The 22,932-nt window shown below is 71.3% G+C and carries 18 protein-coding genes and 1 pseudogene; 10 read left to right on the forward strand and 9 right to left on the reverse strand.

All coding sequences use genetic code 11. From position 1 onward, the window contains the following. Positions 1 to 41 precede the first annotated feature (41 nt). Positions 42 to 1,319 carry a cytochrome P450 family protein gene (locus IE250_RS04640; protein WP_189668047.1) on the reverse strand — a complete coding sequence of 426 codons (1,278 nt, stop codon included), beginning with the start codon at positions 1,317 to 1,319 and terminating at the stop codon, positions 42 to 44. A gap of 299 nt (positions 1,320 to 1,618) precedes the next feature. Between IE250_RS04640 and IE250_RS04645 the strand changes: the two genes are divergently transcribed. Further along, the gene (locus IE250_RS04645; RefSeq protein WP_189668048.1) at positions 1,619 to 2,380 is read left to right on the forward strand and encodes an IclR family transcriptional regulator; all 762 of its coding nucleotides are present in this window, start codon (positions 1,619 to 1,621) and stop codon (positions 2,378 to 2,380) included. 8 nt (positions 2,381 to 2,388) lie between these two features. On the opposite strand, the gene IE250_RS04650 is transcribed toward IE250_RS04645, so the two are convergent. Both IE250_RS04650 and IE250_RS04655 read right to left on the reverse strand, forming a co-directional pair. Then, positions 2,389 to 3,306 (reverse strand): diacylglycerol kinase family protein, encoded by a 918-nt coding sequence (locus IE250_RS04650; protein ID WP_189668049.1) that lies wholly within the window; start codon positions 3,304 to 3,306, stop codon positions 2,389 to 2,391. A gap of 9 nt (positions 3,307 to 3,315) precedes the next feature. Then, positions 3,316 to 4,935, reverse strand: coding sequence for an FAD-binding oxidoreductase (locus IE250_RS04655; protein ID WP_229872123.1), 1,620 nt, complete (start codon positions 4,933 to 4,935; stop codon positions 3,316 to 3,318). Positions 4,936 to 5,023: 88 nt separating this feature from the next. Here IE250_RS04655 and IE250_RS04660 point away from each other — a divergent pair, with 88 nt between their 5' ends. The 6 genes from IE250_RS04660 to IE250_RS04685 all read left to right on the forward strand — a co-directional run bounded on the left by IE250_RS04660 (position 5,024) and on the right by IE250_RS04685 (position 11,016). Further along, on the forward strand, positions 5,024 to 5,644 hold the full coding sequence (locus IE250_RS04660; RefSeq protein ID WP_189668050.1) for a TetR/AcrR family transcriptional regulator: 621 nt from the start codon (positions 5,024 to 5,026) through the stop codon (positions 5,642 to 5,644). 44 nt (positions 5,645 to 5,688) lie between these two features. Then, positions 5,689 to 7,269 (forward strand): glycerol-3-phosphate dehydrogenase/oxidase, encoded by a 1,581-nt coding sequence (locus tag IE250_RS04665; RefSeq protein ID WP_189668051.1) that lies wholly within the window; start codon positions 5,689 to 5,691, stop codon positions 7,267 to 7,269. A 91-nt stretch (positions 7,270 to 7,360) separates the two neighbouring features. Beyond that, entirely contained in the window at positions 7,361 to 8,386 is a 1,026-nt protein-coding gene (locus IE250_RS04670) for an extracellular solute-binding protein (RefSeq protein WP_189668052.1), read from the forward strand. A gap of 2 nt (positions 8,387 to 8,388) precedes the next feature. Next, positions 8,389 to 9,228 (forward strand): sulfate ABC transporter permease subunit CysT, encoded by an 840-nt coding sequence (cysT, locus tag IE250_RS04675; protein ID WP_229872124.1) that lies wholly within the window; start codon positions 8,389 to 8,391, stop codon positions 9,226 to 9,228. After that, positions 9,221 to 10,069 (forward strand): sulfate ABC transporter permease subunit, encoded by an 849-nt coding sequence (locus IE250_RS04680; protein WP_189668054.1) that lies wholly within the window; start codon positions 9,221 to 9,223, stop codon positions 10,067 to 10,069. The genes cysT and IE250_RS04680 overlap by 8 nt, the downstream gene beginning before the upstream one ends. Next, on the forward strand, positions 10,066 to 11,016 hold the full coding sequence (locus IE250_RS04685) for a sulfate/molybdate ABC transporter ATP-binding protein (RefSeq protein ID WP_189668055.1): 951 nt from the start codon (positions 10,066 to 10,068) through the stop codon (positions 11,014 to 11,016). The genes IE250_RS04680 and IE250_RS04685 overlap by 4 nt, the downstream gene beginning before the upstream one ends. Positions 11,017 to 11,037: 21 nt before the next feature. On the opposite strand, the pseudogene IE250_RS24920 reads toward IE250_RS04685, so the two are convergent. From IE250_RS24920 to IE250_RS04695, 3 genes and pseudogenes are all read right to left on the reverse strand, one after another. After that, positions 11,038 to 11,751: pseudogene (locus IE250_RS24920) on the reverse strand (phosphatase PAP2 family protein); the annotation flags it as partial. Positions 11,752 to 11,834: 83 nt separating this feature from the next. Further along, complete coding sequence (locus IE250_RS04690) at positions 11,835 to 14,243, reverse strand: glycosyl hydrolase family 95 catalytic domain-containing protein (RefSeq protein ID WP_189668056.1); 2,409 nt, start codon at positions 14,241 to 14,243, stop codon at positions 11,835 to 11,837. Between the two features lie 59 nt (positions 14,244 to 14,302). Continuing rightward, positions 14,303 to 15,376, reverse strand: coding sequence for a LacI family DNA-binding transcriptional regulator (locus IE250_RS04695; protein ID WP_189668057.1), 1,074 nt, complete (start codon positions 15,374 to 15,376; stop codon positions 14,303 to 14,305). 228 nt (positions 15,377 to 15,604) lie between these two features. Here IE250_RS04695 and IE250_RS04700 point away from each other — a divergent pair, with 228 nt between their 5' ends. Then, positions 15,605 to 15,751, forward strand: a complete 147-nt coding sequence (locus IE250_RS04700; protein ID WP_189668058.1) for a hypothetical protein — start codon at positions 15,605 to 15,607, stop codon at positions 15,749 to 15,751. A gap of 129 nt (positions 15,752 to 15,880) precedes the next feature. Next, positions 15,881 to 17,704, forward strand: coding sequence for a glycoside hydrolase family 35 protein (locus IE250_RS04705; protein WP_189668059.1), 1,824 nt, complete (start codon positions 15,881 to 15,883; stop codon positions 17,702 to 17,704). A gap of 371 nt (positions 17,705 to 18,075) precedes the next feature. Here the strand turns inward: IE250_RS04705 and IE250_RS04710 are convergent, their stop codons facing one another. The 3 genes from IE250_RS04710 to IE250_RS04720 form a co-directional block, all read right to left on the reverse strand. Beyond that, positions 18,076 to 18,996, reverse strand: coding sequence for a carbohydrate ABC transporter permease (locus IE250_RS04710; protein ID WP_189668337.1), 921 nt, complete (start codon positions 18,994 to 18,996; stop codon positions 18,076 to 18,078). An 11-nt stretch (positions 18,997 to 19,007) separates the two neighbouring features. Next, a complete protein-coding gene (locus tag IE250_RS04715) occupies positions 19,008 to 20,009 on the reverse strand; it encodes an ABC transporter permease (RefSeq protein ID WP_189668060.1) in 1,002 nt (333 codons plus the stop codon). A 72-nt stretch (positions 20,010 to 20,081) separates the two neighbouring features. Further along, complete coding sequence (locus tag IE250_RS04720) at positions 20,082 to 21,713, reverse strand: ABC transporter substrate-binding protein (RefSeq protein ID WP_229872125.1); 1,632 nt, start codon at positions 21,711 to 21,713, stop codon at positions 20,082 to 20,084. Positions 21,714 to 21,922: 209 nt separating this feature from the next. Here IE250_RS04720 and IE250_RS04725 point away from each other — a divergent pair, with 209 nt between their 5' ends. After that, complete coding sequence (locus IE250_RS04725; RefSeq protein WP_189668062.1) at positions 21,923 to 22,921, forward strand: LacI family DNA-binding transcriptional regulator; 999 nt, start codon at positions 21,923 to 21,925, stop codon at positions 22,919 to 22,921. Positions 22,922 to 22,932: the final 11 nt, after the last annotated feature.

Below are 22,932 nucleotides of genomic sequence, written 5' to 3' on the forward strand. Positions count from 1 at the left end.
AACCTACCGCTCAGGCCGCCTGTCCGGGCGCAACCCGTTGCCTATGCCGAGTCCACCGGCACCGGGAAGGTGACCGGGAGGCTCACCGGCTGGCGGATCCACAGCGTCTGTTCCCAGGCGACGTCGGTGGCGGGGATCCGCAGGACGACGTCGAGCCGGCGCAGGATGGTCTCGACGGCGATCCGGGCGATCACGCGCGCCGTGCGGGGCGCCGGGCAGGCGTGCGGTCCGGTGCCGAACGACACGTGGGCGCGGCTGCCGAGGTGGTCCCAGGGGTCACCGGTGTCCATCCGCGGGTCGGTGTTCGCGGCGTGGACGGCCAGGATGAGCGGGTCGCCGGCCGCGATGAGCTTGTCGTCCAGCACGATGTCCTGGCGAGCGAAGCGGGGCATGGTGTGGATCGTCGGGGTGGAGCGCCACAGCACCTCGTCCATCGCGTTGTCCAGGTCGATGCGGCCGCCGTGCAGCCGCCCCGAGAACCGCGAGTCAGTGAGGGTCAGCAGCAGGGTCTGCGCCACCCACGCCGTCAGCGTGAGGTTGCCCGCGTAGGCCACCGTGAGCAGGGTGTGGGTCACCTCGATGTCCTCGCGCATGTTCGGGTGCGCGACCAGCGAGCTCGCGAGGTCCCGCTTCGGGAGCGCGCGGCGGTTCGCCACGAGGTCGCCGAGCAACCGGTCGGCCTCCGCCACGGCGGGAGCCGCGTCGGTCCCGCCCGCGGCCATCCGGCGGGTCAGGTCGAACAGGCGCTGGCCGTCCTCCGGGCCGAACCCGATCATGTCGGCGACGACGAGGAAGGGGATCACCGACGCGTACTCGAGCATCAGGTCCGCGCGGCCGCGGTCCTCGAACCGGTCGATGAGCAAGTTGCAGAGGGACCGCGCCTTGCCCGCGGTGATGCCTTCGGAGAGCTGCTCGAACGCGTCGTCGAGCGGCTCGCGCAGGCGCTGCCGCAGCGCGCCGTCGGTGTGGTTGGCGGACAGGCGCTGGTGCGAGGTGAAGGCCGGGCGCAGGCCCGACGTCGTCGGCAGGCCGCCGCGCGCGTGCCCGTTCCACGTCTGTGGGTTGGTGGAGAAGATGTGCTCGTTGCGCATGACGTCGTAGACGAGCCGCTGCCCCATGACCAGCCAGGCCGGCACACCGGGCTCCAGCTCGACGGGGGCAACCTCGCCCCACTCCTGCTCGAGCTCGTCGTAGAACTCGCGCGGTTCGGGCAGTGCCGACGCCCGCACCAGCGGCTTCAGGTTGGAAAGGCCGCTGAGCCGCAGCGGCCTGGTGCCACGCCAGGGACGCTCCTGGGCGTTCTGCAGGTCATCGAGCACTGTGGCCGACCCTCTCGGAGGGGGAAACCGGCCCGCACCGACAGGCCGAAAGCGCGGATAGCACTTGCCGGATATTAGCCTGTTCAGGTAAATTCATTGATTCGCCGTATCTGTGCTAGCCCTCTTCGATGGCAGAGGGTGAAAACCACACGTTTTGCTGTTCATGGCCATACCCGTGGTTAGCATGGCTTGCGAGGGCACAAACTGTTGCACCCTCGATCCACCCTGTCGAGACCCATCGGGACGAGACAACAGTCGAGAAAGACATCGTCGGCCATGCCGGCGAGCAAGGGGGGCACATGACACTCGACATCGAGCGGGAACGCCCGGACGACCTGGTGCAGAGTGTCGCTCGCGCCTTCCGCGTCCTGGAGGTCGTCACCCGGACACCGGGTCTGCCGGTGAAGGCGATCGCCCGCCGCAGCGGCCTCAACCTCTCGACCACGTACCACCTCGTGCGCACGCTCGCCTACGAGGGCTACGTGACCCGGCTCAAGGACGGTACGTACGACGTCGGCGAGCAGGTGACCCACCGGTTCTACGAGCAGCTCGGCTCGCTCGGCCGCGGTCCCAACACCCGCGAGGTGCTGCGCCACCTCTCCCAGACCACCGGCTACAGCGCGTACCTGGGCCGCATCAGCGCCGGCCGGGTCGTCGTGGTCGACTACGCAGAGGCCCCCGGTTCGCCGTACCTCGAGGACCTGGAGCGCGGGCTCGACGTCTCCGCACACGCCACCGCGCTCGGCAAGGCCCTGCTGCTGGGCATGTCCCGCCGGGAGCGCCACGAGCTGGTGATCGACGCCGGGATGCGCAAGTTCACCGCCCGAACCCCCCTCGACCTTCCGCTGCTCGACGCACAGCTCGCCCGCCTGCGGGCCGACTCGGTCGTGGAGGAGCACGGCGAGTTCCGCGACGACATCACCTGCGCCGCCCACCTCGTCCCCCGCCGCTCCGGCGACGACACCATGTGGGCCGTCGGGCTGAGCATCCCGGGTGACGTGGTGCCGCAGCACACCCGCCGGGAGCTGAGCCTGGGCGTGCGAGACCTCGCGCTGGTCTGACCCGGGTCTCACGCCGGGACGCAGAGGGTCAGCGCCTCCCGGTGGGCCTCGACGGTCACCGGGACGGGTCCCACGTGCTCGCCGTCGGCACACGTGACGAGCCCCGCCGGGGCCTCCAGCCGGATCGCCGACGCCCGCAACGTGGTGACCTCCGGCCGCTCGACGTGCGTGCCCGCCTTGATGAGCGAGTCGAACGTGAGCAGCTTGAACCGGCCGACGGCCTGCACCAGGGTCACGTCGAGGAGCCCGTCCGTCGGGTCGGCGTTCGGGCAGATCGGCACGCCCCCGCCGTAGGTCTTGGTGAGGCCGATCGCGAGCATGTAGCCGTCCTGCTCCAGCGACGGCGCACCCGCCGGGTGCAGCCGGTACCGGAACGTCCGCAGCCGTAGCCACTCGAGGTAGGCGGCGACGAGATACCGGGACGGGCCCGTGGGCCACGTCATGCGGTTGGTGCGTTCGTTGGTCAGCGAGTCCAGCCCCGCGCACAGCACGGTGACGAAGTGACGCACCGTGCCGTCGTCGGCGGTGATGGTGCCCGTGTCGACGCGGCGGCGGGCGCCGTCGAGCGCGATGTCGGCAGCGGCCGCGGCGTCGTCCAGCGGGATGCCGTGCTCGCGGGCGAGGTCGTTGCCCGTGCCGCCGGGGACCAGGGCGAGCGGGATGCCGGACTCCAGCAGCGGCGGCAGCACCGACGAGATGGTCCCGTCGCCCCCGGCCACCACGAGCACGTCAGGGCCCTCGTCGACGGCTCGCCTGCAGAGCGCGACGGTCTCGTCCTCGCTGGCGCCCCGGTAGACCCTGACGTCGGCGCCCCGGGCCCGTAGCCTCTCGATCGCGATGCGCCCGCCGTCCGCACCCGCCCCGCGCCCCGACGCGGGGTTCACCAGCACCGCGACGTGACCGGCCCCGCCGGCCCGCTCAGTCATGTCCGAAACCTACCGGACCGACCGCGGGACGAGAGCGCCCGGGTTCATGATCCCGGCGGGATCCAGCTCGGCCTGCACCGCCCGGAGCATGCGGATGCCTGCCGAGCCGATCTCCTGCTCGAGCCAGGGCGCGTGGTCGGCGCCGACGCCGTGGTGGTGGCTGATGGTTCCGCCGGCCGCCATGATCGCGTCGTTCACCCGGGACTTCACCCGGCGCCACGCCTCCAGCGGCTCGGCGACGAGGCCCGCGATCACCGTGAAGTACAGCGAGGCGCCCGTCGGGTACACGTGGGAGATGTGGCACAGGATGCGGTTCTTCGCGCGCTCCTCCGCGAGCCCTTCGGCGAGCGCCCCCGTCACCGCTGCCTTGAGCGCGTGCAGGTTCGACCAGGTCGTGGCGGTCTCCAGCGTCTCGCAGAACACGCCGGCCGCGAGCAGCGCGTCCCGGAGGTACGGCGCCCGGAACCTGCCGTGGTCCCAGGACTCGGCCAGCCTCGCGGCGGCGGGCTTGCCGCCCGCCCCGCGCAGCACGCGGCCGGTGGCCTCGCGGCGTGCCTTCGCCAGCTCGGCGGGCCCCTCGTGCAGCACGACGGCGGAGCAGCCCTTCGTCAGCGCCTTGCCGATGTTGCCGACCTGGGCCAGGGACACGGCGGTCTCGTCCTCGTCGGACAGGCGGATCACCGTGGGACCGGTGCCGAGCTGGGCCACGCGGCGCAGCGCGTCCGCGCCGGAGACGAAGCCGCTGAAGATCCAAGCCTCGAAGAGCCGCGCCTCCGGGACAGGGTGCACGCGCACCCGCACCTGCGTGATCACGCCGAACGTGCCCTCCGAGCCGAGGAACCAGCGCACCAGGTCGGGCCCGGCCGCGGAGCCGGGCGCCCGGCCCAGGTCGAGCGTGCCCGTGGGCGTCACGACCCGCAGGCCCGTGACCATGGCGTCGAACCGCCCGTACCCGGCGGAGTTCTGGCCGGAGGACCGCATCGCCGCGAACCCGCCGAGCGTCGCGAACTCGAAGCTCTGCGGAAAGTGCCCCAGCTCGAAGCCCAGCTCCGCCAGGGCGGTCTCGGCGGCCGGCGCCGTCGTCCCGGCGTGGAAGGCCGCCTCCTGGGCGACGTCGTCGAACGCGATCAGCCCGGACAGCCGCCGCAGGTCGAGGCTCACGACGCCGCGGTGCGGACCGGCGTCGGGCTCCAGGCCGCCCGTCACGGCGGTGCCGCCGCCGAACGGAACGACCGCGAGGCCACGCTCGCCCGCGATCGCCAGCACCGCTGCGACCTCGTCCTCGGACCCCGGCAGCACGACGGCACCCGGCGCCACCTGCTCCGCCTGCCGACGCCGCAGCAGGTCCGGCGTGGACTTGCCGCCGGCGTGCAGCAGGCGGACGTCATGGCCGGCGTCGACGTGGGCCTCGCCGACCGCGTCGGCCAGCGCCGCCAGGTCGGCGTCGGGCAGGGGCGGGGTGCTGATGGTGACCTCGGCGAGGCGCGGCGCGGGCGGCGGCTTCGGGCTCCGGCCGAGCACGGCCGTGAGCAGCAGCTTCACGCCGCCCGGGAGCCCGTGCGCCATGGCCGGGTCGCCCCAGCCGTCCCAGCGCATGTCGATGCGCTCGTCCTCCGGCAGCGTGCTCACGCGCGTCCCCCGTCTCCGTGTCGTGCAGTGATCGGGCGGGACCGGGTTCTTGGCCGCCCGCGTGGCTCGCGTTACAGTCTTACACAAGATGACAATTCGTAACGCACCCCCCGAGGCGCTCTCGCCGACGTCGGGCGGCCCGGACAGCACCCCTGACCGCACCGAGGCGCGACTGCTGGAGGCCGCCTCGGAGCTCGTCGCCACCCGCGGCACGCGCGGCCTGTCCATCGCCGAGCTCGCCCGGGTCGCCGGCGTCTCCCGCCCCACGGTCTATCGCCGCTGGGAGTCCGCCGACGACGTGCTCCGCGCCCTCATCGGGCACCGCGCACAGCAGGTGATCACCGCCATCGGCCCCCAGGCCGCCGACCGGGCCGCCATCGTCGACAAGGTGGTCCGGTTCGGCGAGCTGTTCCACGCCGACCCGGTGTTCGGGCGCCTCCTGGACGCCGAGCCCGAGGTCTTCACCCGGTACGCGTTCCAGCGGATCGGGCGGTCGCAGCGCGTCATCCTCGAGTGGCTCGCCGCCAACATCACGGCCGCCCAGCGGGGCGGCACCGTCCGGGCCGGGTCCGCCACGGACCTGGCGGTGATGGTCCTGCTCATCTCCCAGTCGGCGGTGCTCTCCCACAAGACGGTCACCACGGTGATCGACCCCGGCGCCCTGCGCACCGAGCTCGCGCACGCCCTCGACGGTTACCTCCGTCCCTGACCCGGACGTCCCACCCGCGGTGTCCCCCACCGGAAGCAGGACCGATGCAGAGCACCGCCCTCACCGCCCGACGCCGCGAGCGCGAGCTCGACGAGCTCGCCTCCGAGACGGTCGACCTGCTCGTGGTAGGCGGCGGGGTGACCGGCACCGGCGTGGCGCTCGACGCCGCCGCACGCGGCCTGTCCGTGGCCCTCGTCGAGGCGCGCGACCTGGCGTGGGGCACCTCCCGGTGGAGCTCCAAGCTGGCGCACGGCGGCCTGCGGTACCTGGCCACGGGCGACGTCGGCGTGGCCCGCGAGAGCGCGCGCGAACGGCACGTCCTGATGACGCGCACCGCGCCGCACCTGGTGCGGGCGCTGCCGCAGGTGCTGCCGCTCACGCCCGGCGTGGGGCGGCGGAAGAGCATCACGGTGAGCATCGGACTCGGCCTCGGCGACCTGCTGCGGCGCGACGCCGGGACGTCGTCCCTGGTGCTGCCCGCACCGCGCCTCGCCCGGGCGGGCGAGGCGGCGCGGCTCGCGCCCGCGGTCTCCCGCGAGCACCTGCACGGGGCGTGGATCGCCCACGACGGCCAGCTGGTCGACGACGCCCGGCTCGTCGTCGCGCTGGCCCGCACCGCCGCCGGGCGCGGGGCGAAGATCCTGACGCGCGTCCGGGCCACGGAGCTGCGGGCGGACGGCGCCACCCTCGAGGACGCGCTCACCGGCGCCGGCCTGACCGTGCGCGCCCGCGTGGTTGTGAACGCGACGGGCGTGTGGGCCGGGACGGTGGACCCGTCCGTACGGCTGCGGCCCAGCCGCGGCACGCACGTGGTGGTGCCCGCCGCCCGGCTGGGCGACCCGGCCGGCGCGCTCATGGTGCCGGTGCCCGGCGCCGGCTCGCGGTATGTCTTCGCGCTGCCGGCCCAGCTTGGCCGCGTGGTCATCGGCCTCACCGACGAGGAGGCGCCCGGCCCCGTCCCGGACGTGCCGGTGCCCACACAGCCCGAGATCGACTTCCTGCTCCGCACCGTCTCCCTCGTGCTGGACCGCCCCCTGCTGCCCGAAGACGTCGTGGGCGCCTTCGCGGGGCTGCGGCCTCTGGTGGACTCGGTGGGGGCGGGCGCGCGGGGCGTGACGTCCGACGTCTCGCGCAGGCACCTCGTGAACGTGTCGACGTCGACGGGCGCGGTGAACGTGCTGGGCGGCAAGCTGACGACCTACCGGGCCATGGCCGAGGACGCCGTGGACCTGGCGGTCAAGCACGCGGGGCTCACCGCGGGTCCGTGCTGGACGGCCGACCTGCCTTTGGTGGGGGCGCCGCCGCTCCTCGGTGCGCCTTCGACCAGCGGGGGACCGCTCGCCGCGCGGTACGGCACCGAGGCCGCTCAGGTGCTGGCGGCGGCCACCCTGCCCGGCGCAGCGTCCGCCGTCGGACAGGGCATCGAGAACACGGGGCACCTGGACATCACGCGAGCCGAGATCGAGTGGGCGGTGACGCACGAGGGCGCGCTCGACGCGGACGACGTGCTGGACCGGCGCACCCGCATCGGCCTGGTCCCGGCGGACCGGGCGGCGGTGGGCGCCGTCGTGGAGGAGCTGGTCGGCGAAGTCCTCGGAGAAACCGGAAGAACGTCCACATACTGATCACCTTTTCCGATCGGAACAGTGTGCTTTAGATTCCTCCCACTGCAGGCAAGCTACCCGCGGCACCGCGGGGCGTAGAGAGGCATCAACCATGAAGAAGCTCAAGCCGACGGCTTATCTCGCTGCGGGCACCGCGGCACTCCTGATGCTCACCACCGCCTGCACCAGCGCTTCGGCCGGCGGGGCCGGCGGGGACGGCGAGGTCATCAACATCGTCGGGTTCGCCGTCCCCGAGGCCGCCAACCAGGCCATCGCCGCCAAGTTCCAGGAGACCGAGGCCGGGCAGGGCGTGACGTTCTCCGGCTCGTACGGCGCCTCGGGCGACCAGAGCCGCAAGGTCGAGGCCGGTGCCGACGCCGACTACGTGCACTTCTCGATCGAGCCGGACGTCACCCGTCTGGTGGACGCCGGCCTCGTCGCAGAGGACTGGAACGCTGGCCCGACCAACGGCATCGTCTCGGACTCCGTCGTGGTGCTGGTGGTCCCCGAGGGCAACCCCAAGGGCATCGAGGACTGGGACGACCTGGTCGGCGACGACGTCAAGGTGATAACCGCCGACCCGGCCAGCTCCGGTGCCGCGAAGTGGAACGTCCTGGCGGCCTACAGCCAGGCGATCGCCGCGGGCCAGTCCGAGGAGGAGGCGCACGAGTACCTGACCCAGCTCTTCGCGAACGTCTCGCAGTGGGCCGGCAGCGGCCGCGAGGCGACCGAGGCGTTCGACAAGGGCGTCGGCGACGTGCTGATCACCTACGAGAACGAGGCGATCCTGGCGCGCCAGAGCGGCAAGGCGTACGACTACATCGTGCCGGACAACACGTTTCTGATCGAGAACCCGGGCACCATCCTGGAGGATGCCACCCCCGCCGCGAAGCCGTGGCTGGACTTCGTCCTGAGCGAGGAGGGCCAGACGGAGTTCGTGAAGAAGGGCTTCCGGCCCGTCATCGACGGTCTGAGCGACGTCGAGGTCGAGGGTGCGAACGACCCGGCCGACCCGTTCCCCACCCCGGCGAACCTCGGCACCGTCGCGGATCTGGGCGGCTGGTCCGAGATCAACGCGAAGTGGTTCGACGACGGCGCCCTGTTCTCCCAGCTGTACGACGAGGCCACGCAAAAGTGACCGTGGCCACCGCTACCGTGACGGGACCGGCGCGTACGCGCCGGTCCCGTCCGGCCAGCAACCTCACCGCGGCGTCGGGCCTTGGCCTCGGCGTCGCGGTGCTCTGGCTCAGCATCCTCGTGCTGATCCCGCTGATCGCCGTGGTCGTCGCCGCCCTGGAGGGCGGCGTCGGCACGTTCTGGGCGGCCCTCACCGACCCGCAGACATTCGCCGCGCTGCGGCTGACCGTCCTCGAGGCGCTCGGCGTCACGGCGCTCAACGTCGTCGTCGGCACGCTCATCGCCTGGGTGCTCGTCCGCGACGAGTTCCCGGGCAAGCGGGTCCTCGACGTCGTGATCGACATCCCGTTCGCGCTGCCGACGATCGTGGCCGGCCTGGTGCTGCTCAGCCTGTACGGACCCGCCAGCCCGGTCGGGATCAACCTCGTCAACACCCAGCAGGGCATCTTCCTGGCACTGGCGTTCGTGACCCTGCCCTTCGTGGTCCGTACCGTGCAGCCCGTGCTGCTCGAGCTCGACGTCGACGCGGAGGAGGCCGCCGCGTCGCTGGGCGCCGGACGGCTGACGACCTTCCGCCGGATCATCCTGCCGAGCCTCCTGCCCGCGATCACCGCGGGCGCCTCGCTCGCGTTCGCCCGTGCGATCAGCGAGTTCGGCTCCCTCGTGCTGATCTCCGGCAACACGCCGTACGAGACCGAGGTCGCCTCGCTCAAGATCCTCAAGTTCATCGAGGGCGACAACCAGGCGCAGGCGGCGGCCGTGGCGACCCTGCTCCTGCTGGTGGCCGTCGTCGTCATCGTGGCGCTCGACCTGATCTCCCGGAGGGTGGCACGCCGTGGCTGACCAGAACCGCACCCGGACGCAGCGCGGACCGGTCACCCTGGTGCTGCGCTTCGTCGTGATCGCCTACGTGTTCGTGCTCGTGATCTGGCCGGTCTCCGTGGTCGTCCAACGCACGTTCGCGCCGTTGAACGGCCAGGAGGGCGGCTTCGGTGCCTTCGTCGCCCGGCTCTCGGACCCTGCCGTGGTGTACGCCTTCAGCCTCACCGGGACCATCACCTTCTGGGCGGTACTGATCAACACGGTGTTCGGCGTCGGGGTCTCCCTGCTGCTGGTGCGCTACCGGTTCCCGGGACGGCGCGTCCTGTCGGTGCTGGTCGACCTGCCGATGTCGGTCTCGCCGGTAGTGGTCGGCCTCGCGCTCGTGCTGGCCTACAGCACCGGGTCGGGCTGGTTCGGCGAGTCCCTGGCCTCGATCGGCATCAACGTCATCTTCTCCACGCCGGGCCTCATCATGGCGACGGCGTTCATCAGCCTGCCGTTCGTGATCCGCGAGGTGGTGCCGGTGCTCGAGGAGATCGGCACGGAGTCCGAGCAGGCAGCTCTCAGCCTCGGCGCCTCGGGGTGGCAGACCTTCTGGCGCATCACCCTGCCGAGCATCAGGTCGGCCGTGCTCTACGGCGTCGTACTGAGCATCGCCCGCGCCCTGGGCGAGTTCGGCGCGGTCAAGATCGTCAGCCAGGGCGCGGCCTTCAACGGCGAGACGGCGACCCTGCTCATCCAGAACCGCTACGGGAACTTCGACGAGTCCACGGCGTACGCCGCGGCCTTCGTGCTCGTGGTGGCCGCCGTCCTCGCGATCGTCGTCGTGAACCTGATCCGCAAGCCCGAAGGAAGCACATGAGCATCGAGATCCGCGGCGTCGCCAAGCGGTACGGCGACTTCACCGCGCTCGAAAACATCGACCTGAGCATCCCGACCGGTCAGCTGACCGCGCTGCTCGGCCCCAGCGGCGGCGGGAAGTCCACGCTGCTGCGCATCATCGCCGGGCTGGAGACCACCGACTCCGGCACCGTCGAGATCGAGGGCACGGAAGCGACGCACCTGCCCCCGCAGAAGCGCAACGTCGGCTTCGTGTTCCAGCACTACGCGGTCTTCAAGCACCTCACGGTGGCGCGCAACGTCGCCTTCGGCCTGGAGATCCGCAAGCGGCCCAAGGCGGAGATCAAGGAGCGGGTCGCCGAGCTGCTCGAGCTGGTGCACCTGTCGCAGTTCGCCGAGCGGCTGCCCGCGCAGCTGTCCGGCGGCCAGCGCCAGCGCATGGCGCTCGCCCGCGCCCTGGCCGTCGAACCGACGGTGCTGCTGCTCGACGAGCCGTTCGGCGCCCTGGACGCGAAGGTCCGCAAGGAGCTGCGCGACTGGCTGCGCCGGCTGCACGACGACGTGCACGTGACCACGGTATTCGTCACCCACGACCAGGAGGAGGCCCTCGAGGTCGCCGACAAGATCGTGGTGATCAACCAGGGCCGGATCGAGCAGATCGGCACGCCCGACGAGCTGTACGACGAGCCCGCCAATGAGTTCGTCGCCGGATTCCTCGGGCCGGTCACCGAGCTCGACGGGCGGACCGTCCGCCCGCACGACATCGACGTGCACCGGGAGGCCGTCCCCGGCGCCGTCGTCGGCAGCGTCGCCCGCGTCCTACGCGTCGGGTTCGAGGTTCGGCTCAGCGTCCTGCCCGACGGCGGCGCGCCCGCCTCCCGCGCGGTCCAGGTCACCCTGACCCGCGCGCACGCCCGGGACCTCACTGCCGGGACCAAGGTCTGGCTGACGCCCGCCGACCGCGGGTGAACGGCCCCGCAGCACCGACAGCGCCACCATGCAGGCGATGAACCCGAGCAGCCAGCCGCCGGGGATGTCGCTCAGCCAGTGGTAGTCCAGCCACGACATGAGCGCGCCCGCGATCATCACGATCACGGCGACCACGGGGATCAGCTTCCGCAGCCGGCTGATGCTCGGGTTGAGCCCGCCGTGGGCGAACAGCAGGCAGAGGATGAAGAAGCCCGTGAAGAACGTGTTCGCCGCGTGGCCCGAGGGAAACGCCTGGCCGCCCGCGTTCAGCACGTCCATGTTGTGGTGCGGGCCGGTGCGGCCGAGGCCGAACTTGGTGGCGTAACCGATCGACGCGATGGTCGCGAGGCCCGCGAGCACGGCCAGCACCGGCCGACGGGTCAAGAGGTTCCGGAGCGAGCCGGGGCCGCCCTGCTTCCGTGCCACGTAGAGCGCCGCGCCGCCCACCGCCGGGATGGTGAACATGCGCTCGCCCGTGATGCTCGCGACGACGTCGAGGAAGGTCTTCTCCCAGCCCACGGGGTGGTTCGCGTCCACGTAGTAGTGGAACTGCCAGTCCCAGGCGATGAACGGGCCGCGGACGACCACCTGCCAGATGAGGAAGGCGAACACCGCTGCCGCGATGACGGCGGCGACCACGGAGCTGCGCCAGGTCGGACGGGTCGACGGGTCGAGCGGAGTCCCCGTCGAAGGTGACTCCACGCGCGTTACATCCCTGCCTTCTGATTGCGCCATCGAGCCGATCCTACGGTTTCAGGGTGAATACTCGGTACCAGAAATGTATCCAGCAGGCGCTGTGAGTAACGATCTCGGCACGTTCACACCGGCCCTGGGACGACCGTATACCTCTCGCCCACAGCAGTGTCCCAGGCCAGGCGCACGCGGCCGGACGCCGCCGGCTGAACCAGGACGGTCGCGACAGCCCGCCCGGCCGCGTCCCGGACGACGGGAGACGTGCCCAGCGTCACCTCCACGATCACCCGTCGGCCACCGGCCGTGAGCGTGGCTTCGGTCAGCCGGCCGTCGCGCCAGACGACGTCGACCACGTGCCCGCCGCGGCAGCGCAGCCCTCGCGCGTGACCCGCGGACCAGGACGGCGGCAGCGTGGGCAGCAGGCTGACGGCGTCGTCGTGGCTCTGCACCAGCAGCTCCGCGACCCCCGCCGTCGCGCCCAGGTTGCCGTCGATCTGGAACACCCAGCCCTCGGGCAGCCAGTCGGCCGGGTGCAGGTCGAGGAGCGAGGCGGAGCTGAGGTCCTCGATCAGGATGCGCAGCGAGCGCTCAGCGAGCGCCGGGTCGCGCAGCCGCGCGGCCAGGCACAGGATCCAGGCCTGGCTCCAGCCCGTGTAGCCAGACCCTTGCTCGAGGCGCAGCGTCAGAGCCTTGCGCGCGGCCTCGAAGTCCTCGGGCGTGCGGGTCTCGGTGATGCGCGTGCCCGGGTACAAGCCGTACAGGTGCGAGAGGTGCCGGTGGCCCGGTTCGCCGGGCGTCCGCTCCGTCGCGTACTCGAGCAGGTCCCCGCCCGGGCCCACCTGGACCGGGCGCAGGCGCCCCAGGGCGTCGCGCGCCCGGTCGGCGAGCAGAGAGTCCGACGTCGGAGCGCCGTCCTCGGCCGGCAGCGCGAGGAACCGGCTCAGCACCTCGGCGGCGAGCTCCTGGTCCATGGCGCAACCGGCGTCGACGGCGTACTCGTGCCCGTCGATCACGAACGAGTGCTCGGGGGACGACGACGGGCTCACGACCAGGACGCCCGCGCCGTCGCGCTGCCCTGATCCGGTCGAAGGATCGACCAGCATGTCGAGCGTGTGCTCGACGGCCGCCCGGTGGACGTGGCGCGCGGCCTTGCCCGGCCCGGTGCCGGCTTCGGGGCCGAAGTCGAGGTGGTCTCCGAGGTGCGCGGCGAGCCAGGGCAGCGCCGACGGCCAGCTCGACCACTTCGGCTCGCCCCCGACGGGCGCGGTGAACCGCCACAGGTCGGTGTTGTGGTGCACTGCCGAGCCGCGCGTGCCGTAGAAGTCGCGAGCGGTGGGCCGTCCGGCGTCGGCCAGGTCGGTGACCAGGTCGAACAGGGGCTCGGCGAGGTCGGCGAGGCCCGTGGGCTCGGCGGGCCAGTAGGCCATGGGCACGTTGATGTTCGTGGTCCAGTTGGAGTTCCAGGGCGGCAGCGGGTCCGCGTTCCAGATGCCCTGCAGGTTCAGGGGCTGCGTGCCCGGCCGGGACCCCGCGATCATCAGGTAGCGCCCCAGGTGGAAGTACCGCTCGGCCGCCGCGGCGGCCGGGTCGCCGGACGCCGAGAGGTCCAGGTCGGCCCGGTCGTAGAAGGACCGGTGGTCGCGCTCGTGCTCGTCGCGCAGGTCTGCCGTGGTGCGGGCACGGGCGGCCTCTACGCGGGCGCGGGCGAGGGCGGTCAGGGAGGCGACGTCGGCACTCGGGCGCTCCCCCGGCCCCCGGAATCCGCACTCCGCGGCGACGAGCAGGCGTGCGCTGTCACCGGTCCGCTCGACGCAGGCCACCACGGCGAACCCCATCCCGGCGGGCACCGCGCCGGTGGCGTCCGGGATGTCGTCGGCGTAGCGCACCCTGTCGTCGGGACCTGGGCTGACGAGCGCGGGGACGCGGCCGGTCACGACGGTCCAGCGGACGCCGTCCTGCTCCTCCTCGGTGACGGTTGCCGGGTGGTGGAGCTCGAACCCGGCGCCATGCGCTTCAGCGTGCGTGGACGTGGCGACCAGGACACCGGCTGGGGCCGAGACGAACACGTCGAGCCCGGCCTCGGCGCCCTCGTTCGGGCCGTCCGCGTTGTCCGGGCCGTCCGCGCCGTACCGCACCGACGCGACCGCGCGGCGCAGGTCCAGGGTGCGCCGGTAGCCGGTGACGCGCTCCGGCGTCGGGCCGTATGCCCAGGTCAGACTGGCGAGCGGCTGGTACGACTGGACCCCGCGGTCCGAGAGGTTCGCGCGGGCGAGTCGGTCGGCCTCGGCGTGGTCGCCGGCGGCGATCGCCTTCCGCAGCAGCACCACGGTGTCCGGGTCGGGCGGATCGACGAGGGCGCTGTCCGGCCCGCCGGACCACAGGGTGTCGAGGTTGAGGTCCATCACCTCGGTCCCGACGCCTCCGCGCAGTGCGGCCCCGAGCGTGCCGTTGCCCACGACGAAGCTGTTGATGAATGTGCCGGAGGGTTCCGCCAGCTCGACTCGATGCCGCGTGAGTGCGTCGTTGCTGCTCATGCGGGAGATCCTGCCAGGTCCGCCGCCCCAGGCCCAGCTCGGTCCGGCGCCTGCCCGGCTCACGCTCGCGGCGGCGCCGTGCTCTGGCGGATCTTGAGCTCCACCGGGACCACCTCGTGCAGGTCGTCCTCGTCGCCCGTCGCCTCGGCCGGGCTCGTCTCCGCCAGGCTCACCTCGCCGGCACTCGCGCCGCGCCCCGCCTCGACCTGCTGGAGGAGCCGGTGCACGAGCCGTCGGCCGATCTCGTCGAAGTCCTGCACCACGGTCGTCAGCGGCGGCCAGAGGTACTCCGCCAGCAGGATGTCGTCGAAGCCCACCACTGAGACGTCCTCCGGCACAGCGCGCCCAGCCTCGTGCAGGGCCCGAAGCAGGCCGGCCGCCATCTCGTCGTTGGCGCAGAACACCGCCGTGACGTCCGGGTCCGCGGCGAGCCGGCGTCCGGCGTCGTAGCCGGAGCCTGCCGACCAGTCGCCCTCCACGACCTCGGGCACGGGGCTGCCCGCCGCGCCGAGGGTGGCGCGCCAGGCCTCCGCCCGCATCTGCGCGGGCGCCGAGTCCGCCGGCCCCGCGACGTGGTGCACCGTGCGGTGCCCCAGGTCCAGGAGGTGCTGCGTGGCGCTGCGCGCGCCGCCCGCCTGGTCCGCGCCGACCGCGGGGTGGTGCCCCACGAACCGCGAGTCGGACACCACGACCGGCAGCCGCGGCGGCAGCACCAGCGTGTGCGGCGTCGCGGTCTCGGCACGGATGATCACGAGGCCGTCGATGGCCTGGTGGGAGAGCCGGGTAGCTGCGGCGGAGACGACGTCGGAGGTCGGGCTGTCGACGTCGATCAGCGTGACCGTGTAGCCCTCGTCGCGCGCGGCCTCGACGACCGCCTCGACCGTCCGGGACTCGCCGGTGCGGGCGAGCCGGTGGGCGATCATGCCGATGGTCCGGAAGCTGCCGTACCGCAGCGCCCGCGCTGCGGTGTTGGGCGCATAGCCGAGCTCCGCCATCGCTGCCAGCACCCGGTCGCGGGTCGTCGGCCGCACGTTGTCCAGGCCCATCGACACCCGCGACACCGTCTGCGTAGACACGCCCGCGAGCGCGGCGACGTCGGCCAGCGACGGACCTCTGCCCTCCACTGCATCCACCTCCTCGTGATGCTGCGTCACACCGGTATGCGCTTGACACCCCGGTCACTCCACGAGCACCCTAGTCCGAGTCACCATGTTTACGTCAACACAACTACATGATGACACTACCCCGTGAAGGAGCAATTCCCCTTGACCACGCTCGCATCGCCGCCGGCTTGGCATCACACATTTGGCCGGCTGCGAGGCCGATCCCGCTGGACCGGACGGGGATTCGTCAGCCCGTTCATGACCGTGCTCGCCTTGGTCCGGCGTGCGCCGAACGTGTATTGGCGCTACCTGAGCCTGTTCCAGGCCCAGCTCGTGGGCGGCACATCCTTCGTGGGGTTCGACAACTACGCGATGGGCCAGGCTGCACGGGCTCGACGCCGCTGACCGACGGCCTCGCGAGCCGCCGGCCGAACGACCGGTGATGACTGCGGGGGACCTCCCCCGCCGTCGTCACCATCTCCCCGCAGCGCAATGCCGCACTGCGGATCCCCATCGCACCCCGAGGAACCACATATGCCGAAGTTCGACATCGGACCCGAGGACTTCTTGCTCGACGGCGAGCGGATGCAGGTAGTCAGTGGCGCGCTGCACTACTTCCGCGTGCACCCAGACCAGTGGGCCGACCGCATCCGCAAGGCCCGGCTGATGGGCCTGAACACCATCGAGACATACGTGCCGTGGAACTTCCACGCGCCGGAGCCCGGGGTCTTCGATCTCGACGGAAGGCGCGACCTGGGCCGGTTCCTCGACCTGGTGGCCGCCGAGGGCCTGCACGCCATCGTGCGGCCGGGCCCCTACATCTGCGCGGAGTGGGACGGCGGGGGCCTTCCCGCCTGGCTGCTGGCCGACGACGCCGTCGGCGTGCGCCGCCACGAGCCGCTGTTCCTCGCCGCCATCGGAAAGTACTACGCGAACCTGCTGCCGCTGGTGGCCGAGCGTCAGGTGACGCGCGGCGGCCCGGTGCTCATGGTGCAGGTCGAGAACGAGTACGGCGCATACGGGGATGACCCGGTGCCGGAGCGGCACAGGTACCTGCGCGCGCTCGTGGACCTGGTGCGCGACCAGGGCATCGACGTCCCGCTGTTCACCTGCGACCAGGCCAACGACGAGATGCTGGCCCGCGGCGGCCTGCCGGAGCTGCACAAGACCGCGACGTTCGGGTCGCGCACGGCCGAGCGGCTCGAGGTGCTGCGGCGGCACCAGCCGACCGGGCCGCTGATGTGCATGGAGTTCTGGAACGGCTGGTTCGACTCGTGGGGGCTGGAGCACCACGTGGCGCCCGCCGAGGCGAACGCAGCCGACCTGGACGACCTGCTCGCGGCCGGCGGTTCCGTCAACCTGTACATGTTCCACGGCGGCACCAACTTCGGGTTGACCAGCGGCGCGAACGACAAGGGCATCTACCGGCCCATCACGACGTCGTACGACTACGACGCGCCGCTCGCCGAGGACGGAACGCCGACCGCCAAGTACTACGCGATGCGCGAGGTGATCGCGCGGCACCTACCGGTGCCTGGCGCCGAGGTCGAGGCTGCTGGTAGCGGCGCGGGGCCCGCGCCGGTGGTCGACGTCGAACTCTCCGCGCGGGTGCCGCTGCCCGACGCCCTGGCGGGGCTGCTCCGCGACGGGCTGCGCTCGTTCGCGTCGGTGCCCACCACCGACGACCTGCAGCTGTGGTCGGGCTTCGCGGTCTACCGCACCAGTCTCCGGGCCGACGACGCCGTGCTGAGCGTCGGCGAGGTGCGCGACCGCGCGGTCGTGCTGGTCGACGGCGAACAGGTCGGCGTGCTCGACCGCGCCTCGCACACGTTCGCCGTCGCGCTCCCGGCGCGCGCGGGCGAGCTCACCCTCCTGGTCGAGGACCAGGGGCGGGTCAACTACGGGCCGCGGATCGGCGAGCCCAAGGGCCTGATCGGGCCGGTGCGCACCGCCGTGCGGACGCTGGACGAGTGGCAGGCGGGCGCGCTCCGGATGGAGGACGCGCCGGCGCTGCTTCGTTCCGCGCTGGATATGGCCGACGCCGGGGGCGCGGCGGCGTCCGACGTCGAACCGGCGGTCGGGGGCGCGGCCGCGGCGGGTCTGCACCGGGGCACGTTCGACTCGGTCGCCGGGGCGGACCACTTCCTCCGCCTCGACGGCTGGACCAAGGGCCTGGCCTGGGTCAACGGTGAGCTGCTCGGCCGCTACTGGAGCCTGGGCCCCACGCACACGCTGTACGTCCCGGGCCCGCTGATGCGCGAGGCGGGCAACGAGCTGGTCCTGCTGGAGCTCCACGGCGCGGCGAGCGCGCGCGCGTCGTTCGTGGCCGCCCCGGCCCTGGGCGTCACGGAACAGTAAGGCGGCGCCGTCGAACGTAGGCTCGGTCGCTCCACAACGGGCTTTGGAACGACCGACCCTACGTTCGGCGTCATGGAGCGACAAGGCCTACGTTCGACCTCGGCAGGTAGCCGTCACCGAAGGCGACCACGCCCGTCTCCCCGGGGGACATGCCCCCTGGCGCAGGTGCCAGGTCTGCTGAAGAACGTCCACCCTGGCCCCGTCTGATTCACCCTGGCTGAACTGTTCGGGACAGCCCGCAGGCGCCAGGCACAGCCGAACCCAGTTCAGCGCACCCGGCACCTGGTACCGGTACATCATGAGAGCCGCCGGACCTGCCCGCGGCTCACCCGCCGACCTGCTCGCGGCTCAGCACTTGACCTGCTCGCCCCTCAGCCCTTGACCGAGCCGAGCATCACGCCCGAGACGAAGTACCGCTGTACGAAGGGGTATACGCACAGGATCGGGACGATCGTGAGGATCATCGTCACGGCCTGGATGTTCGCGGAGATCGCCGCTGTCGTCGTCCCCGCGGCCGCGGCCCCCTCTGACGCGGTGGTCGATGCGCCCGCGATGAGGTTGCGCAGGAAGAGCGTGACGGGGAAGAGCTCCTGCTTGTCGAGGTACAGGAACGCTGCGAACCAGTCGTTCCAGTACGCGACCGAGTAGAACAGGACCATCGTGGCGATGACGGGCTTCGACAGCGGCAGCACGATCCTGCAGAAGATGCCGAACCAGCCCAGCCCGTCGATCTGCGCGGCCTCCTCGAGCTCCCGGGGCAGGCTCTCGAAGAAGGCCTTCATCACCAGCAGGTTGAACACCGAGATCGCTCCCGGCAGGATCACGGCCCACATGGTGTTCTTCATGCCGAGGGCCGAGATCAGCACGTAGTTGGGGACGATGCCGCCGTTGAAGAACATCGTGAAGACGGCGATCCCGATGAGGAACCCACGGCCCCGCAGGTGCGGCTTGGAGATCGCGTAGGCGAACGTCGTCGTGAGGACCATCGCGATGGTGGTTCCGAGGAAGGTGTACAGCACCGTGTTGCCGTACGCGCTCCAGAACGTCCCGTTCTGCGCTACAGCCCCGTAGGTGTCGAGGTTGAACCCGACCGGCCACACGTTGACCAGGCCGGCCTTGATCGCGCCGGGGCTGGAGAACGACTGGGCGATCACGGTCACGAACGGATAGAGCATCACCGCGCACACCAGCAGGAGCACGACCGTGTTGACGGCCGTGAAGGCCCGGTAGCCCCTGGTGTCGCGCGGGCCGACCGATGTGCCCGAGCCGACCGAGACGGCCGGGACGGTCATGGCGTTCTGGGTCACCACAGGCTTGCTCCCGTCATTCGTCGCGAGATGAAGTTGGCCGACAGCACCATGACGAGCCCGATGCAGGCCTGGAACAGCCCGATCGCCGCCGCATAGCTGAGGTTGTTGGACACCAGGCCGACGCGGTACAGGTACGTCGAGATGACGTCGCCCGTGGCGTAGGTCAGCGGGCTGTAGAGGAGGAGGACCTTCTCGAACCCGACGTTGAGGAAGGTCCCGATGTTGAGGATCAGCAGCGTGATCATGGTGGGCCGGATGCCGGGCAGGGTGACATGCCACGTCTGCCGCCACCGGTTGGCGCCGTCGATCCGGGCGGCCTCGTAGAGCGAGGCATCGACGGTCGTCAGCGCGGCGAGGTACAGGATGGTTCCCCACCCGAGGGTCTGCCACACCTCGGACCCGACGTAGATCGCGCGGAACCACTCCGGCCGCTGCAGGAACGGAACGGCTTCCCCGCCCAGGGCCTCGGCGATCTGGTTGACGGTGCCCTGCAGCGACAGGAGCTGCATGACCATGCCGGCGACGATCACGACGGAGAGGAAGTGCGGCAGGTACGAGATCGACTGGACCACCCTCTTGAACGCCTTCTTGCGTACCTCGTTGAGCAGGAGCGCCAGGACGATGGGCAGCGGGAAGCCGACGATCAGCGTGAGCAACCCGATGATGGCGGTATTGCCGAACACATGCCAGAACATCGGGTCGTTGATGAACATGTCGATGTAGAGCGTCCCGACCCATTCCTCGCCGAAGATGCTGCCGCCCGGCCGGAACCGGCGGAACGCGATGATGTTCCCCACCATCGGGCCGTAGCGGAAGATCAGGAGGAACACGACCGGCAGCACGGCCATCAGGTAGAGGGCGCCGTCGCGCCGCCACACATCCCGCCACGGCACCTTGTACCCGTGGCTGCCCCGTGCACCGGTGTTCCACCGCCGTCGGCCGACGGCCGGTTCCGCGACCAGCCCCGCGGGTTCACGCTCACGTGTGACGCTCATGTCTCACCCCTTCGTGAGGCCTGGTGGGCCGGCGGCCTGGCCGCCGGCCCACCAGTCAGATGTCCGACCGGACTAGCTGTTGCTCTCGGCGAAGCGCTGGTGGGCGCCGTTGACGAGGTCCAGGTACCCCTGGAGGTTCTGGCCCTCGAGCTCGGCGACGTACGCGTCCCACTCGCTGAGGTCACGCTCGCCGAGGATGAACTTGAGCGTGTTGGTGTTGACGGTGTCCGTGAGCGTCGTCGTCAGGAGCGAGGCCTGCTCGAGCTCCGCCTCGTTCAGCGGCGCGGGCGGGAACGGGTCGCGCGGCGTCCTCGTCGAGAGCACCGAGTCGATGTACTCCACGAACTGGGGCGAGTTGTAGGACTCCTTGAGGGCCCTGGACTCGGTGGAGCCCGCGAGGACCTGCGAAGAGAAGCCCAGGTCCTTCTCGATGTCCGTGGGCGCGTCAGGGTTGATGTTGAACCCGTCGAGCGAGTAGTCGGGCTCGAGGGTGAACTTCCCGTCGTCGGACTTCGTGTACGTCTCGCCCTCGACGCCCCAGCGCAGCATCTCGCGGGCGTCGGGGCTGTAGTACAGCCAGTCCAGGAACTGCAGCATGGCGATGAAGTGCGGGTCGTCCTTGGCCTCGGAGTTCACCATGAAGCCGTTCCAGAAGTTGCGCGGCTCGACGACCTGGCCGGCCTCGCCGCCCGGCGGCGCGATCTGGACGACCTCGTGGTTGCCCTTGCCCTCGGTCTCGTCGAGCGCCGTCGAGAACTCCTGCACCGTGCCGTTCGAGCCGGAGGCGGCGAAGACGTTGCCGGCGGCGAACTTCTCGGTGACCGTCCCGCTGCCGTCGTTGGTGGCGGTGAAAGACTCGGGGTCGAGCAGCCCGTCCTCCACGAGCCCGTGGAAGTACTCGACCATGTCCCGGTAGCCGTCGGACGTGCCGGCGTAGACGAACTCGCCGGACTCCTCGTCGAAGAACGTGCCGTCGCCGAAGCCCCAGCCGGCCCTGGTCCCGAAGGCGTGCGAGGCGTAGTTGAGCATCGACGCGCCCTCGAAGCCGTCGGCCAGGGGGTAGCTGTCGGGGTACTTCGCCTTGATCTTCTCGAGCCCCACGCGCAGCTCGTCCCAGGTCTCCGGGAGGGGCGCGCCGACCTCGTCGAACACGTCCTTGCGCACCAGGAGCGTGAAGACCGGGACCGAGACCTCTTGCAGGCCGGGCATCATGTAGTACTTACCGTCCGCCTGGCGCAGGTTGTCGATCATCGGGCGCAGGTCCCACTCCTCCACGTACTTCTGGAAGTTGGGCATGTACTCCTCGTAGTCGCTGAGCGGCAGCACGGCGCCCGACGCCGCGAAGCTCTTCTCCTCGCCCGTGTAGACGAGCGGGATGATGTACGGCGCGTCACCGGCGCTGAGGAGGAGGCTGCGCTTCTCCACCGCATCGCTGAACGGGATGTTGGTCAGCTCGAGCGAGACGTTCGTCCGCTCCTCGATCTCGTCGAACAGCTGCCAGGAGTCCTTGACCGGGAGCTCCGGCCAGTCGGTCCAGAGCATGGAGAAGCTCATCGGCTCGGTGGCCTTGAACTGCTCGTCGGCCGCGAAGCTCGCCATGGAGCCGGCGGTCTGGTCGAGGCCGTCGACCTCTTCGCCGCCGCCGCTGTCCGGGCTGCACGCCGCCAGGGCGAGCAGAGCCGCCGCGCCCACGACCGCCGTCATGCGCCGGCCTGCGCGACGCCCTCGTCGGGATGTCACCTCACGAGTCATGTCTCTCCTCATTGAGAACTGGTCCCGAGCGTCAGTGCTCGGGCGTCACCTACGACGGTTCGTCTTCGACCGAAACCGTTTTCGACATCGATTTTAGCGTTAAACTAGGCCAGGGCCGGGCGCTCGTCAACCCCCTCGTCCAGCCCGGGAGGCGGCAGCAGATGGTCACGATGAGCGACGTCGCCCGCGAAGCCGGTGTCTCGATGATGACCGTGTCCAACGTGCTCAACGGTCACCGCCGCGTCGTCCCGCCCACGCGGGACCGGGTTCTGACCGCGATCGAGAAGCTCGGCTACGAGGTCAACCTCACCGCGAGACACCTGCGGTCGGGCCGTACCGACACGGTCGCCCTGATCGTTCCGGGCTTCCACGACTACTACGGCGACGTCGCGGACCGGATCGCGCCCCTGGTGGAGGAAGGCGGGCGCCGCCTCGTCCTCGAGCGCACCGGCGCGAGTCCCCGGAGCGAGATCGAGTCGCTGAGCGTCGCACGCCTGCAGATGTACGACGGCGTGCTCCTCTCGGTGGCCGGGCTGGACCGCGAGCGCCTGGAGAGCGTCAGGACCAAGGCCCCGATCGTCCTGCTCGGTGAGCGGGAGGTTCCCCAGCGCTTCGATCACGTCCAGCTCGCGAACGAGGAGGGTGCCCGGCTCGCCACCGCGCACATGCTCGCCCGGGGCTCGCGCCGGGTTCTCGTGCTCGGAGGCGCACCGGGCGAGACCTCGGGGATGGCCTCGTTGCGACGTGCCGGTTGGGAGACGGCGCACCGCGAGGCAGGAGTGCCCGCAGACAGCGCGCTCGTCGTTCCGCTGACGACGTACTCGGCACACGAGTCGCGCGAGGTGCTCGGCGGCCTCCTCGATGCGGGCGTGCACGTCGACGGCATCTTCGCGGTAACCGACACCGTGGCGCTCGGGGCGCTGGCGGCGCTGGCCGACCGTGGGATCGGCGTCCCGGACGACGTCCAGGTCGTGGGGTTCGACGACCTGGACGTCGGGAAGTACCTGTCCCCCGGCCTCACCACGATCGACCCGAACCACGACGAGGTCGCGCGGAGCGCGGTCCGCCTGCTCGACCGGCGGATGGCTGGCGGCGACGACCCGCCCGAGCACGTCGTGGTCCCCGTCCGTCTCGTGGTTCGAGGCTCGACGCGGGCCTGAGCCGCGCCCCC

The sequence above is a fragment of the Promicromonospora soli genome (genome assembly GCF_014653785.1).
Classification (GTDB): Bacteria; Actinomycetota; Actinomycetes; order Actinomycetales; family Cellulomonadaceae; genus Promicromonospora; species Promicromonospora soli.

What these genes read in the sequence shown, in the direction of transcription:
- IE250_RS04645 (WP_189668048.1), top strand. Translation starts at nt 1,619, where the DNA reads ATGACACTCGACATCGAGCGGGAACGCCCGGACGACCTGGTGCAGAGT.
- IE250_RS04650 (WP_189668049.1), bottom strand. Translation starts at nt 3,306, where the DNA reads ATGACTGAGCGGGCCGGCGGGGCCGGTCACGTCGCGGTGCTGGTGAAC.
- IE250_RS04660 (WP_189668050.1), top strand. Translation starts at nt 5,024, where the DNA reads ATGACAATTCGTAACGCACCCCCCGAGGCGCTCTCGCCGACGTCGGGC.
- IE250_RS04665 (WP_189668051.1), top strand. Translation starts at nt 5,689, where the DNA reads ATGCAGAGCACCGCCCTCACCGCCCGACGCCGCGAGCGCGAGCTCGAC.
- IE250_RS04670 (WP_189668052.1), top strand. Translation starts at nt 7,361, where the DNA reads ATGAAGAAGCTCAAGCCGACGGCTTATCTCGCTGCGGGCACCGCGGCA.
- IE250_RS04685 (WP_189668055.1), top strand. Translation starts at nt 10,066, where the DNA reads ATGAGCATCGAGATCCGCGGCGTCGCCAAGCGGTACGGCGACTTCACC.
- IE250_RS04690 (WP_189668056.1), bottom strand. Translation starts at nt 14,243, where the DNA reads ATGAGCAGCAACGACGCACTCACGCGGCATCGAGTCGAGCTGGCGGAA.
- IE250_RS04700 (WP_189668058.1), top strand. Translation starts at nt 15,605, where the DNA reads ATGACCGTGCTCGCCTTGGTCCGGCGTGCGCCGAACGTGTATTGGCGC.
- IE250_RS04705 (WP_189668059.1), top strand. Translation starts at nt 15,881, where the DNA reads ATGCCGAAGTTCGACATCGGACCCGAGGACTTCTTGCTCGACGGCGAG.
- IE250_RS04710 (WP_189668337.1), bottom strand. Translation starts at nt 18,996, where the DNA reads ATGACCGTCCCGGCCGTCTCGGTCGGCTCGGGCACATCGGTCGGCCCG.
- IE250_RS04715 (WP_189668060.1), bottom strand. Translation starts at nt 20,009, where the DNA reads ATGAGCGTCACACGTGAGCGTGAACCCGCGGGGCTGGTCGCGGAACCG.
- IE250_RS04720 (WP_229872125.1), bottom strand. Translation starts at nt 21,713, where the DNA reads ATGACGGCGGTCGTGGGCGCGGCGGCTCTGCTCGCCCTGGCGGCGTGC.
- IE250_RS04725 (WP_189668062.1), top strand. Translation starts at nt 21,923, where the DNA reads ATGGTCACGATGAGCGACGTCGCCCGCGAAGCCGGTGTCTCGATGATG.